The sequence below is a fragment of the Roseiflexus castenholzii DSM 13941 genome (genome assembly GCF_000017805.1).
GTDB classification, from domain to species: Bacteria; Chloroflexota; Chloroflexia; order Chloroflexales; family Roseiflexaceae; genus Roseiflexus; species Roseiflexus castenholzii.
In genome coordinates, this window is sequence record NC_009767.1 from 403,157 (window position 1) to 416,107 (window position 12,951).

10 protein-coding genes are annotated in these 12,951 nt (G+C 60.7%); 1 reads left to right on the forward strand and 9 read right to left on the reverse strand.

Going from position 1 to position 12,951, the window contains the following annotated elements; translation table 11 throughout:
- On the forward strand, positions 1-714 hold the full coding sequence (locus tag RCAS_RS01710) for a DUF5131 family protein (protein WP_011997863.1): 714 nt from the start codon (positions 1-3) through the stop codon (positions 712-714).
- Positions 715-787: 73 nt separating this feature from the next.
- On the opposite strand, the gene gyrA is transcribed toward RCAS_RS01710, so the two are convergent.
- The 9 genes from gyrA to RCAS_RS25460 all read right to left on the reverse strand — a co-directional run bounded on the left by gyrA (position 788) and on the right by RCAS_RS25460 (position 12,260).
- A complete protein-coding gene (gene gyrA, locus RCAS_RS01715) occupies positions 788-3,259 on the reverse strand; it encodes a DNA gyrase subunit A (RefSeq protein WP_011997864.1) in 2,472 nt (823 codons plus the stop codon).
- Positions 3,260-3,381: 122 nt separating this feature from the next.
- Entirely contained in the window at positions 3,382-4,113 is a 732-nt protein-coding gene (locus RCAS_RS01720; protein ID WP_011997865.1) for a metallophosphoesterase, read from the reverse strand.
- A 28-nt stretch (positions 4,114-4,141) separates the two neighbouring features.
- Positions 4,142-4,858 carry a phosphoadenylyl-sulfate reductase gene (locus tag RCAS_RS01725; RefSeq protein WP_011997866.1) on the reverse strand — a complete coding sequence of 239 codons (717 nt, stop codon included), beginning with the start codon at positions 4,856-4,858 and terminating at the stop codon, positions 4,142-4,144.
- A 311-nt stretch (positions 4,859-5,169) separates the two neighbouring features.
- Positions 5,170-6,600, reverse strand: a complete 1,431-nt coding sequence (locus RCAS_RS01730; RefSeq protein WP_011997867.1) for a hypothetical protein — start codon at positions 6,598-6,600, stop codon at positions 5,170-5,172.
- A gap of 12 nt (positions 6,601-6,612) precedes the next feature.
- Entirely contained in the window at positions 6,613-7,131 is a 519-nt protein-coding gene (locus tag RCAS_RS01735) for an adenine phosphoribosyltransferase (RefSeq protein ID WP_011997868.1), read from the reverse strand.
- Between the two features lie 386 nt (positions 7,132-7,517).
- A complete protein-coding gene (gene panC / locus RCAS_RS01740; RefSeq protein WP_011997869.1) occupies positions 7,518-8,354 on the reverse strand; it encodes a pantoate--beta-alanine ligase in 837 nt (278 codons plus the stop codon).
- A gap of 6 nt (positions 8,355-8,360) precedes the next feature.
- Positions 8,361-9,197, reverse strand: a complete 837-nt coding sequence (gene panB, locus RCAS_RS01745; protein ID WP_011997870.1) for a 3-methyl-2-oxobutanoate hydroxymethyltransferase — start codon at positions 9,195-9,197, stop codon at positions 8,361-8,363.
- A 75-nt stretch (positions 9,198-9,272) separates the two neighbouring features.
- Positions 9,273-9,641 (reverse strand): roadblock/LC7 domain-containing protein, encoded by a 369-nt coding sequence (locus RCAS_RS01750; RefSeq protein WP_011997871.1) that lies wholly within the window; start codon positions 9,639-9,641, stop codon positions 9,273-9,275.
- A gap of 285 nt (positions 9,642-9,926) precedes the next feature.
- A complete protein-coding gene (locus tag RCAS_RS25460) occupies positions 9,927-12,260 on the reverse strand; it encodes a serine/threonine-protein kinase (RefSeq protein WP_011997872.1) in 2,334 nt (777 codons plus the stop codon).
- Positions 12,261-12,951: the final 691 nt, after the last annotated feature.

Consider the following 12,951-nt stretch of genomic DNA (forward strand, 5'->3'; position numbering starts at 1 on the left):
ATGGCTGAACACTCCCACATCGAGTGGACCGAAGCGACATGGAATCCGGTGACCGGCTGCTCAAAGGTCAGCAGCGGGTGCAAACACTGCTACGCCGAGCGCCTTGCGTTGCGGCTTCAGGCCATGGGCAGCGTCCGCTACCGCGACGGCTTCGCCATCCGGCTGCATCCCGCCGTGCTCGACCTGCCGAAGCGCTGGCGGCAGCCGCGGATGATCTTCGTCAACTCGATGAGCGATCTGTTTCACGACGATGTACCGGAGGAGTTCATCCAGCGCGTGTTTGCCGTGATGCACGAGTGCCCCCACCATACGTTTCAGATCCTGACCAAACGCAGTGCACGCCTGCGCGAGATGGCGCCGCGTCTCGACTGGACGCCGAATATTTGGATGGGAGTCAGCGTTGAGAATCAGCGCGTGCAGCACCGGATTCACGATCTCCAAACCGTCCCGGCGCATGTGCGTTTCCTGTCGTGCGAGCCGCTGTTGGGTCCGCTCAACGATTTGCCGCTCGACGGCATTCACTGGGTGATCGTTGGCGGCGAGTCTGGTCCGGGCGCGCGCCCGATGCGCAAGGAATGGGTGCTTTCGATCCTGGATCAGTGTCGTCGTGCGCAGACGCCCTTCTTCTTCAAGCAGTGGGGCGGGGTGCGGAAGGACCGGACCGGTCGTGAACTGGAGGGGCGCACCTACAACGAGATGCCGTTACAGAAATAACCGTCACGCGAGCCGTTCTTTGTTTCCGCTGCGAACGTGTACCTACAACGAGATGCCGTTACAGAAATAACCGTCACCCCTGGGTCGGGTCGATCAGCACGCGCTCGCTCCGCTCCTCGTTCTCGTCCGGCGCTTCGACGCACAGCGCTGCCACGCGGTCGTTCGATGTCAGGTTGACAATGGTCACACCCTGGGTATTGCGCCCGAACATCGAAATGCCGCTGGCTTCGGTGCGCATCACCATGCCACTCTCGGTGATGATGGTCAGGAGCGAGTTCTCGCGCACCACATGCGCAACGGCAACCTCGTCGCCGGGGCGGAGTCGGATCGTGATAACACCGCCGGTGGCGCGCCCTTTGAGCGGGTATTCTCCCAGATCGGTGCGCTTGCCATACCCATGCGCCGTCACCACCAGCAACGCCGCGTTCTCCTGCGCCAGGTCCATCGAGACCACCCGATCCCCCTCGGCGAGCGCAATACCGATCACACCGGTTGCCGGTCGTCCCATCGGGCGCACCTCCTCCTGGCGGAAGCGGATCGTCTGCCCGCGCGCGGTGGTGAGCAACACATCCTCGTGCCCCTGGGTCATCGCAACCCAGCCGAGTTCATCGCCCTCTTCGAGTCCGATGGCGATCAACCCATTGGAACGCACCTGACTGTACTCCCTGATCGATGTGCGCTTAATCTTGCCGCGCACTGTTGCCATAATCAGGTATTCCGCCTTCTCGAAGTCGGGCACTGCCAGCACTGATGTGACCTGTTCGCCGGGTTCGAGCGCAATCAGGTTGACGAGCGGCAAACCTTTGGCAGTGCGGCTGGCATCAGGCAGTTCGTGCGCCTTGATCTGATAGACCTTGCCGCGGTCGGTGAAGAAGAGGAGGTCGTCCATAGTGTTGGCGGCGAGAATATGGCGCACCACGTCCTGTTCGCGGGTCGTGGCGCCGCGGATGCCGCGTCCGCCGCGCCGCTGCGTTCGGTAGACATCGGGCGACTGGCGTTTGACATAGCCGCGGTCGGTGAGGGTGATCAGCACTTTGACATCCGGGATCAGATCGTCGTCACTCACCTCACCATTGGCTTCAGGGATGATGCGGGTACGGCGCGCATCGCCATACTTCGCCTTCAGATCGGCAAGGTCCTGTTTGATCAGGTGCAGAATCTTACGCGGGTTCGCCAGAATATCCTCGAGTTCGCCGATCAGTCGAATGACCTCGCGGTACTCCTCCTCGATGCGCTGACGTTCGAGCGCCGCAAGCCGACCCAGTTGCATCTCCAGGATCGCGTTCGCCTGCGCTTCACTGAGGGCAAACCCGTTCATCAAGTTCGCGCGCGCATTGTCGCGTGAGCGTGAATTGCGAATGGTCGTAATCACTGCATCGAGATGGTCGAGCGCAATCTTGAGACCTTCGAGGATATGGGCGCGCGCCCGCGCCTTGTCGAGGTCGAATTCAGTACGGCGGCGGATGACCTCGCGGCGATGGTCGATGTACTCCTGAAGCATGCGCTTAAGCGTCAGCAGCCGCGGCTGTCGCCCACCCTCGACGAGCGCCAGCATATTAACACCAAACGTCGTCTGCATTTGCGTGTGCTTATAGAGCGCATTCAGCACCTTCTTCGGTTGCGCGTCCTGCTTCAAAATAATGACCAGTCGCATCCCGCTGCGGTCGGACTCGTCGCGCACGTCGCGGATACCCTCGATCTTGCGGTCGCGCGCCAGTTCAGCGATACGCTCTTGCAGGCGGGCCTTGTTGACCTGGTAGGGAAGTTCGGTTACGACAATATGGAATGCGCCACGCGCCGCTTCTTCAATGTGCGCTTTTGCCCGAATAATGATGTGACCGCGCCCGGTGCTATAGGCGTTCATGATCCCTTCCGTACCGAGGATCATGCCAGCAGTTGGAAAATCGGGACCGGGCAAAATTTTCACCAGATCTTCAACCGTGGCGTCGGGGTTATCGATCAGGTGGGTGATCGCATCACAGACCTCGCTCAAATTGTGGGGCGGGATGTTCGTTGCCATACCGACGGCGATGCCAGCCGCGCCGTTGAGCAGCAGGTTGGGGATGCGCGCCGGCAATACAACCGGCTCGCGGTACTGACCGTCGAAGTTGTCGCGAAAATCAACGGTGTTCTTTTCGATGTCGGCGAGCATTTCTTCGGCGATCGGCGTGAGGCGTGCTTCGGTGTAGCGCATCGCCGCCGGCGGGTCGCCATCGACGCTGCCGAAGTTGCCCTGCCCTTCGACAAGCGGGTAGCGCATATTCCAGGGTTGCGCCAGGCGCACCAGCGCATCATAGACAGCGCTATCGCCGTGGGGATGCATTTTGCCCAGGATTTCGCCAACAATACGGGCGCATTTCTTGAAGGGCTGATTCGCCCGGATGCCCATATCCCACATCCCATACAGAATGCGCGTCTGCACCGGTTTCAATCCGTCACGGGCATCGGGAAGCGCACGCGAGACGATGACGCTCATTGCGTAATCGAGGTAGGCGCTGCGCATTTCTTCGGTAATGTTGCGCGTTCGGACGATCCCGATTTCCATACGATCTCCTGAACATGATCAACGGCGGCATGAAAGCCGCCGGGTGCCGCCCTGCCTGCGTATCTGCTCTGTACAGTATACCGCTCAGTCGCGGTTTTGTCCAGGATTTTCGAACTTTTATTCTATCCCTCGGCGGCGCGCACCCCACGCACCGCCACCGGTCCAAACCCCAGATAGTCGCACGAGGTCAACTGATAGTACACGCCATCGACCACCCCTTGCGTCGCGGTCGCCCAATCTTCGGGACGGTGCAGGTGCCCGTAGACACAGGCGGATGCTTTTGCGGCGGCGATCCGACGCGCAAATTCAGTCGGACGGCGTGCCGCAAACGGTGGGAAGTGGATCATGACCACGATCGGACGTTTGCCTTCCGCAAGGCGTTGCGCCTCCGCCAGCGCCCGGTCGAGGCGCGCCAGTTCACGTTCGTAGTATGGTCGATCCGCCGACTCCTGGAAGCCGGGGGTTTCCGGCGCATTCCAACCGCGCGTGGCGCAGACGACCACATCACCGAGGTCGATGGCGCTTGCTTCGAGAATGTCGATGCCCGGCGGCATTGATCGACGCACGCGGTTGGTTCGTTCGGAACTCCACCAGTAATCGTGGTTGCCGCGAGAGATGATCTTTCGCCCCGGCAGCGCCGCGATCCATTCCAGATCGACGAGTGCATCCTGCAATTTCATTGCCCACGAGGTGTCGCCCGCCAGTAGTACGATGTCGTCGGGTTTGACGCGCGCGCGCCAGGCGGCAGCGATACGATCCGGGTGGTTCTTCCAGCGACTGCCGAAAATATCCATCGGCTTGGGCCGGGCAAAGGAGAGGTGCAGGTCTGAGATGCTCCACAACATGCCGCGCATGGTACCAGACCTGCGAGCGCCTGCCAAATCATGGCGTGTGCAGGCCGCATTCGGTCTTGGCAAACCCGACCCAGCGCCCGGCGCGCGGATCGCTCGCATCGGCGGGACGGGTGCAGGGGAGACACCCGATGCTCGGATACCCCCGGTCGAGCAGCGGATTATACGGCACCTGATGATGATGGATATATGCCCAGACCTGCCGGTCGGTCCAGAAGGCGAGAGGGCTGATCTTCACCAGGTTATAGCGCGTGTTCCATTCCAGGAGGTCGATGGTTGCGCGTGTGTCCGACTGATCGCGACGGATTCCGCTGATCCAGGCGTCATAGGTGCGCAATGTCTCAGCGAGCGGCGCCACTTTGCGCACCTGGCAGCAACGATCCGGATCACGCGCATAGAGCTGTGGTCCTTCCTGGCGATCCTGCTCTTCGACCGACAGAACAGGGCGACGCCGGCGGATCGGGATGCCGTAGCGACGCTCGGCGATAGCGACCAGTTCGTAGGTTTCGGGAAAGAGAAGATCGGTGTCCAGAAAAACAACCGGAATGTCCAGGTTCAAGCGGGCGACCATGTCGAGCAGCACCATCCCCGACGGACCGCTGAAACTGCACGTTAATGCGACGCGGGGGCAAAACATGTGCGCTGCCCAGGTCAGCAACGCTTCGGGCGGTTGGGTCTCGAATTGTTCGTTCAATCGTTGCAGTTCTTCCGGCGACCACGACGACATGCGTTCGAAGTCGTTCTCCATACGGTGTGCCTCCGAGAACCGAGAACTAGAGGGTAGGGGTTAAGGGTTAGAGATGTTCACCCTTCAACCTTTCCCCTTTCCCACCTGCTCACTTTGCACCTTCGATTCTGCAACCTTTGCTCATTTGCGCGTTTGTATGATTGACCACCTTCAACACCGGCGCTCGTCGTCCCTGTAGGCGCGCCAGCGCCGCGCCCCTACTTGCTAACCCGCAACCTTTGCGTCTTTGTGTGACAAAAACGTTCGACGTTCAGCCATACTGTCGCACGGGCATCGCGGTGCGACGCCCGCAACCGTTGCCGTAACGGGCGTCACACCAGCCGTGCACCGTAGCGGTGCGGTGCAACGCCGCTACGGATGATCCCTTGCCTCTTACCCCTCTCGCCTCTCGCCTCTCCCCTCTCCCCTCTCGCCTCGCTGAGATACTGTTGAATGGCGATAAACGCCGGACGCGGACTGCCATCGGCATTGAGAATGGCGAACGACGCCTGTTCGTGCAGCGGTTGACCACTACGCGCGAGCAGGATGGCAAAGTTCAGGTTCCACAGAAACATCGCCTCGACCCATGGGTACTGCTCTTCTGTCAACCGCATCGCACCAACAATGTATTCCGCCTGTTGTTCGAATGATACCTGATTTCCATACTCGAACCCCGGCGTTGTGTTGCGCGTCGCCCAACCAAATTCGGTGATCCAGATCGGAATGTCTTGCAGACCATGCGCGACCATCACGCGGCGCACATTCTCGACGTGGCGGAAATAAAACGTGGGATGGTCAGTCCAACCGCGCGCCGTGCTCGGATTAATGGGCCAGAGAGTGTCCGGCGGGTTCGCCGCGCCGCCAGGATGCACTGCCTGCGCATCCATACAGTCCCGAATCATACCTTCTCGATATGTGTACATTGCTGAATAGTACGCTCTATCGTCCACCGCCATTCGCGCATCAGTGATGCCGGTCGAGGATGGGGCGCCCGCCAGCGCGACAATCGACGGATCGCGCGCTTTGATACGCGGATAGGTGGAGCAGAGCAGTTCAACATACCGTCCAGCATCTTCGATGGTGACGCGCCCGCCGTTTTCATGCGCCAGATTTTGTTCGTTCCAGATTTCGATGGCGTGAATCTTGCCGGGAAACTGCTGCACCAGCGCATTGACGAAATCCCCCAGGCGCGTCGGGTCGTCCGGCATGCCATAGGTTCCACGCGAGTAGAACGCCGGCGCGCGCACAATCGTGATAAGCAGGCGAAGTCCAGCATCATTGACGGCATCAACGACGGCGGGCAGTTCACCCCAGGCGTAGCGTCCTGGCGAACCTTCCAGGTCTTTCCAATGAATCTGCTGACGAATCCAGGCGAAACCCGCCTCTCTGGCGCGTTGCAGCGGCAATCGGCGCGACGTGTAGAACAGGTGCGCCGCTACGCCGAATTGAAGCGGAGTGGCGCGAACCGGCGTTGGATTCGCAGTCGGGATCTGTGAAGGCGTTGGCGTGGCGGCGACCGTTGGCGGCGAAGTGGCAGTCGGGCTCTGCAAAGGCGTTGGCGTGGCGGCGACCGTTGGCGGCGAAGTGGCAGTCGGGCTCTGCAAAGGCGTTGGCGTGGCGGCGACCGTTGGCGGCGGAGTCGCAGTCGGAAGTGGGGAGAGGAGAGCAGGAGATGGGGTCATGACAGTCGGCGCCACAGCAATCGGTGTCGCACCACATGACACGAGCAGCGCCGCGATCAGGATCCACCAAACAACGTGCATGGTTGCGCGTGCTCAGTACTGTAGCATCGAAAAGAAAGAATAGTTTGCCAGGCGTTCACGCCCCTTAAGAAGGGTCAGTTCGATCAGGCACGCGACCTCTTCAACGACCGCGCCGGCTGTTTCGACCAGCTGGCATGCCGCAGCAACTGTTCCACCGGTGGCGAGCACATCATCAATGACGACGACGCGCGCACCGGGGTCCAGAGCATCGCGGTGCATCTCGAGTTTGTTCGAGCCATATTCCAGATCATACTCGACCGCAAATGTCTCCCATGGCAGTTTACCCGGCTTGCGGATCGGCACCAATCCGATGCCAAGACGGTAGGCAAGCGGTGCGCTAAAGATGAACCCGCGCGATTCGACTCCGACGACCGCATCGAGTGATCGCCCTTCATAGCGCGCAGCAAGCGTGTCGATCACCTGTTTGAAGGCGGCGCCATGCTGCAACAGCGGAGTTATATCTTTGAACTGAATGCCGGGAACAGGGAAATCTGGAACATTGCGGATCAAATCAGTCAGGTTAATAGTCATCCGTAACCTCCGTAGAACCAGGAATCGAGAACTGAGAGCCGAAGGTCAGGGGAGCGAGGGCAAGGGGATTAGGGAGGAGGGGTTAGCGGAACACACCATCACCCGCAACCCACACTCTTCGCGCCCCTCACCTCATACCCAAGACCCCTGAAATCGGGACGGGTTGGTCAAAATCTCAAGGGTCGCAGACATTCCATGTGCAATTTCCAACCCCTCATACCAATGACCTGTGAACATCGGGCATGGTCACCCCGAGCAGCGCGAGGGGTCGTGCGCGACCCGCTCAGATTCCTCGCTGAGTTTACCCTGAGCGAAGCGAAGGGCTCGGAATGACACGCATGCGGCGTCTTCAATCGTCATTGGTATCACGCCTCTCGCCGCGCGCCTCACGCCTCGAGAATACAATTATCGATCAGGCGCGTCGTTCCGATGCGCACGGCAAGGGATGCCAGGGCGCGGGAGGTCACGCGATCCAACTCATGAAGGTCGTCCAGATCAGCGATACTGACATAATCGGGATGCGCCAGCGGCTCAGCGTCAATGACCGCGCGCATGGCTGCGCGGAGCGCATCGCCGTTACGTTCACCGGCGCGAAAGCGCTCCTGGACCGCCTGCAACGCACGAAACAGCACCGTCGCTGCACGGCGCTCCTTCGGATTCAGATAGACGTTGCGGCTACTCATCGCCAGACCATCCGGTTCGCGCACAATCGGGCAGACGATAATCTCCACCGGCAGGTTCAGGTCGAGGGTCATACGACGGATCACAAGCGTTTGCTGTGCATCTTTCTGCCCGAAGTAGGCACGGTGCGGCGTCGTGATATTGAACAGTTTACACACGACCGTGGCGACGCCACGAAAATGACCGGGACGCGCTGCACCTTCCAGCGGCGCCGCGATTGGACCGACGTCGACGAACGTACCAAACCCTGGGGGATACATTTCAGCAACATTCGGCGCAAAGACGACATCGATCTTCTCGGCTTCGAGGAGCGCCAGGTCGCGCGGCAGGTCGCGCGGGTAGCGTGACAGGTCTTCCGAAGGACCGAACTGTGTCGGATTGACGAAGATCGTTACGATAACGTGATCGTTCTCGGCGCGGGCGCGGCGTACCAGTGAGAGATGCCCCTCGTGCAGATACCCCATCGTCGGTACAAGACCCACGGCGCCATGCATGGCGGCGCGCGCCGCACGGAACTCACCAATCGTAGCAATCACGCGCATAGCAATTTACGACAATCCTTCCAGCGCCTCTCGCAACACAGTCTCATCCATTCGGCTGCTGTGTTCATCGGCGGGGAAACTGCGTTCGCCGACAGCGGCGATGTATGCCGCAGCGGCGTTGCGGATGATCGGCGCCAGGTCCGCGAAGCGGCGCGCGTGACGCGGCTTGAAATCGTCACGCAACCCGAGCATATCGGTGGACACCTGCACCTGCCCGTCGCAGTGCGGACCGGCGCCGATACCGATTGTCGGAATGCGCAGGCGTTCGGTGATCGCAGCGGCAAGCGGCGCCGGAACCAATTCGAGCACCAGCGCAAACGCACCCGCCGACTCAAGCGCCAGGGCATCCTCGATAAGGCGGCGCGCAGCAGCAACAGAACGTCCCTGCACCCGCACTTTTCCGAAGACATGCGCCGATTGCGGCGTATACCCCAGATGCCCCATCACCGGAACGCCGCATTCGACCAGGCGACGGACGATGGGGGTCATTGCCTGCCCACCTTCGAGTTTCACCGCCTGCGCGCCCCCTTCCTGCATCAACCGGCGCGCTGCAACGACCGCCATCTCCAGCGTGGCATAGGTCAGAAAGGGCATATCGGCGACAATCAGCGCCGACTGCGCACCGCGCGCTACGGCAGCCGTATGGCGCACCATGTCGTCGATAGTCACGGGAATGGTCGAACCGAAGCCAAGCACATTATCGCCGAGCGAGTCGCCGACCAGCAACATTGGAACGCCGGCAGCATCGAACAACGCGGCAGTAACGGCATCGTAGGCAGTCAGCATCGCAATCGGCTCGCCGCGCACCTTCATCTGCTGAATGTCAGTAATCGTTTTTCGCATAGCGCAACAGAAAAAAGCGGCGAGGAGGGATCGCCGATCCAACCTCGCCGGTCATACCTGGGCAAAAATGAGCACCTACACCAGACTCAACAACTCATTCGCGGTGCGCTTCATCTCAAGAAAGACGAGGCCAAGTTTTGCCCTGCTGGCGGCGAGCGCGGTCAGCACCGCCTCATCTCCAATCGATACCAGCACGACATACCCTTCTTCACCACGGACGAACACCTGATCGAGCTGCCCGCGCTTCAGTTCGTTTGCGATCCGCTCTCCAAGCGACAACATAGCGGCGCTCATCGCGGAGACGCGATCCTCTTCTACATCAGCCGGCAGCGCCGAGGCCATGATCAGGACGTCTACACTCACGACAGCAGACGCCTCAATGTCGGGCGTGTTCATCTGCAAGGCCTTGAGATGCCGAACCATCTCCTCGGTTCTGCTAGCCATTCAGGTCCTCCTCAGGACATTGGAATGAACGAAAGCTGGTTCTCTATCCTTGCGCGCGGGCAATGCTGCGTTGCACTACTCACGACAGACGCCCGTATGGTGCAAGTCGCTGATATTCTACTACACTTTTTGACAGAGAGCAACTGGCAATCACGGGTTCTATCAAGAATCTGCGCATGCATTGGCAGAAACAAGACCACACCGGCACGCGCGCCTTTTCGTGAGACCATACCCGTTATCTGCAGCTATACCCTCGACCGGAACGATCTCAACGTCTCGAAACGATCACGGCGCCAGCGAAACGCGAAGTTCAAACGCACCGACACCCTCGTGTCTATCGCTCCCAACGACCAGGCGGTAGACTCCGGTTTCGGGAAGCGTTTTCTCGCCAGGATCGCCACACCCGAGGCACGTGGTGAACACCTCCGCACCAGAGGGAGCGCGCAGCGTGAAGTCCAGCTGCGACACTGCCTGATCGCGTTTCGTCACCGCCACAACAATCCGCTGCCCGGCCTGCGCCTCGAAGAGATAGACATTCCTGGCGCCCGGAGTTTCGATACGTCCCGCGCCAGGCGCCGGTTGATCACCGGCAATCAACGCATCGACGCCAATGGTGAACTCACGCGGCGGCGGCACATCATAGACGCCCAATTCATAGGCGCCAATCGCCGGTTCCCGATTGCTGCCCACAACCAGGATATACTGTCCTGGACGCTTCAGGGTATGCGCCCCTGGATTGCCGCAACCCAGACATGTAGCGAACACCTCGCCGCCAATTGGGTCGATCAGTCTGAGGCGCACCTGGCTGAGCGCCTGATCGTGGCGTCGCGAAACGACAAAGATCGTCTGTCCGGGACGTCCCTCGAAGATATATTCCTGGTGCGCGCCGGGTGAGACTATCTGACCGGCATCGGTGTTCGGACGACCAGCACCGATGCCGGCATCGAGCGTAATCGTGAAGCGCTGCGGCTGTGGCACATCATAGATCTGCATCTCAAACGCGCCTGTGCCTGCGTCCGGTGTTCCACCGATCACCAGCGTGTATCTACCAGGGCGCCGAAGCGATTGGAGGCCGGGATGACCGCATCCCAGACAGGTGCTGAGCACTCGTCCGCCCGCCGGACCGATCAGAATGATTTTGACCTGTTCCATCCCACGGGCGTACTTCCGCGTTTCGATAAAGATCTGCTGCGGCGACTCGATGACGAAGTCATACCCTAATCGGGCGTCTGTGGACGTTATCTCACCATTGATGACCTGATTCAACCGGTAGGGGACGGCTGCGTCAGGACGTCCTTCTCCCGGCATGAGCGGCGCTTCTTCGACCACAGTCGTCGCCGCAGCAACAACCGTTTGCTGCATGGAATCCAGCGCCGGTGCAAGCGCGGTCGCCTGCTCCCCAACACCCGCCGCCGCCTGCGTTGAAACCGCTTCCAGCGTCTGCTGCGCGGCAATAACCGTTGGCGCCACCGCAGTGACCTGCTCCATCACCTGCCCGATCCCCTGCTGGATGCCCTGCCCGATCTGGCGGACGACGTAGACGACGCCAACCACGGCAACAATTGCAATGACCAGGGTGATGATGCCCAACACGCCGCAGATACCCGGACCACGCCGTTGCGCGGGCGCATCCGATGGTAACGGCGATGCGAGTGGGCGCGCATCTCCCCGGATCGCGCCGACGGGCACAGTCGCCTGTCCGACCGGAGACGGCGCTGCGGAGTGCGGTTCCTCCGCTATTGTCGGTCGTCCGATCACAAAAGTTGTGTTGACCGCAGGCAGCGGCGCCAACAGACCACGCACCTGCCGCAGCGCGTGGCGCATCGCGTCAGCACTCACAAATCGCGCTGCCGGATCGAGAGCGAGCGCCTGACTCAAAACAGCACTGACCTCTTCTGGCACCGCCGGATTCAAGCGGTGAGCGGGTTCGAGCGGATCAGGTTCACGGGTGATCGTCGCCGCAGCGCGAGTCAATGCATCAGGCGGCGGCGTGCCGGTGATGAGGTTGTAGAGTGTCGCTCCCAGCGCGTAGAGGTCGCTGCGCGGTTCGGTACCAGACCCTTTGATCTGCTCGAGCGGCGCGTACTGCGGCGTATACCCGAAGATACTGCCGGTCATCGAGCGAGTCTGCGCTGCTGTTGCGCCCTTTGCCAGCCCAAAATCGAGCAGAATGATTTCACCGCGCGGGGTCAATTTCATATTTTGCGGCTTGATATCGCGGTGGATGACTGGCGGTTGCTGCGAATGGAGATAACTGAGCGCGTCCAGTAACGTATCCGCCCAGGAGAGCGCCTGGTCAAGCGGAAACGGCGCGCCTCGCTTTTGCAACAGCGTTGCGAGATCGTCGCCGGGGATGAACTCCATCACCAGGAACTGACCCTGATCATCAACAAAATGGTCAATGACGCGCGGCAACGCCTGATGGCGCAGCGAGGCCAGCAACTGCGCTTCACGCGCAAACGCGCGGCTCAGTTGCTCACCTTCGACGATCATCTGCTTGAGCGCGACCGGGCTTTGCAAACGCACGTCGAACGCTTCATAGACGGCGCCCATGCCTCCTTTGCCAATGGCGCGAATGATGCGATATCGACCGTGGATGAGCGTGTCGGGCGCCAGCATGTACCTCTCCTTTGCGCGATGTTTCGTGTTGATTATACGCTACGATGAGGAGCCAGGAGTTAGATTTAACCTGCACTCGCGCCTCGCCCCTCGCCCCTCGCCCCTCTCACCTCGCCCCTCTCACCTCGCCCCTCTCATACCAATGACCGGTGACCATCCGGCATGGTCACCCCGAGCAGAGCGCGGGGTCGTGCGCGACCTGCGCAGATTCCTCGCTGCGTTTACCCTGAGCGAAGCGAAGGGCTCGGAATGACTAGTCGCTGCGCTCGGAATGACCAGCACGCGGCATCGTCAATCGTCATTGGTATCGCGCCTCTCACCTCTCACCTCTCACCTCTCACCTCTCACCTCTCATACCAATGACCAGTGACCATCCGGCATGGTCACCCCGCGCAGCGCGAGGGGTCGTGCGCGACCCGCGCAGATTCCTCGCTGCGCTCGGAATGACCAGCACGCGGCATCGTCAATCGTCATTGGTATCGCGCCTCGCCTCTCACCTCTCACCTCTCACCTCTCACCTCTCACCTCTCACCTCGCCCCTCTCACCTCGCCCCTCTCACCTCGCCCCTCTCATACCAATGACCGGTGACCATCCGGCATGGTCACCCCGAGCAGAGCGCGGGGTCGTGCGCGACCTGCGCAGATTCCTCGCTGCGCTCGGAATGACCAGCACGCGGCAGATTCAATCGTC

Excerpts from the sequence above, each read along its gene's own strand:
- panC (WP_011997869.1), bottom strand. The coding sequence starts at position 8,354 with ATGCGCGTGATTGCTACGATTGGTGAGTTCCGTGCGGCGCGCGCCGCC.
- RCAS_RS01730 (WP_011997867.1), bottom strand. The coding sequence starts at position 6,600 with ATGCACGTTGTTTGGTGGATCCTGATCGCGGCGCTGCTCGTGTCATGT.
- RCAS_RS01710 (WP_011997863.1), top strand. The coding sequence starts at position 1 with ATGGCTGAACACTCCCACATCGAGTGGACCGAAGCGACATGGAATCCG.
- gyrA (WP_011997864.1), bottom strand. The coding sequence starts at position 3,259 with ATGGAAATCGGGATCGTCCGAACGCGCAACATTACCGAAGAAATGCGC.
- RCAS_RS01720 (WP_011997865.1), bottom strand. The coding sequence starts at position 4,113 with ATGCGCGGCATGTTGTGGAGCATCTCAGACCTGCACCTCTCCTTTGCC.
- RCAS_RS01735 (WP_011997868.1), bottom strand. The coding sequence starts at position 7,131 with ATGACTATTAACCTGACTGATTTGATCCGCAATGTTCCAGATTTCCCT.
- RCAS_RS01750 (WP_011997871.1), bottom strand. The coding sequence starts at position 9,641 with ATGGCTAGCAGAACCGAGGAGATGGTTCGGCATCTCAAGGCCTTGCAG.
- RCAS_RS25460 (WP_011997872.1), bottom strand. The coding sequence starts at position 12,260 with ATGCTGGCGCCCGACACGCTCATCCACGGTCGATATCGCATCATTCGC.
- panB (WP_011997870.1), bottom strand. The coding sequence starts at position 9,197 with ATGCGAAAAACGATTACTGACATTCAGCAGATGAAGGTGCGCGGCGAG.
- RCAS_RS01725 (WP_011997866.1), bottom strand. The coding sequence starts at position 4,858 with ATGGAGAACGACTTCGAACGCATGTCGTCGTGGTCGCCGGAAGAACTG.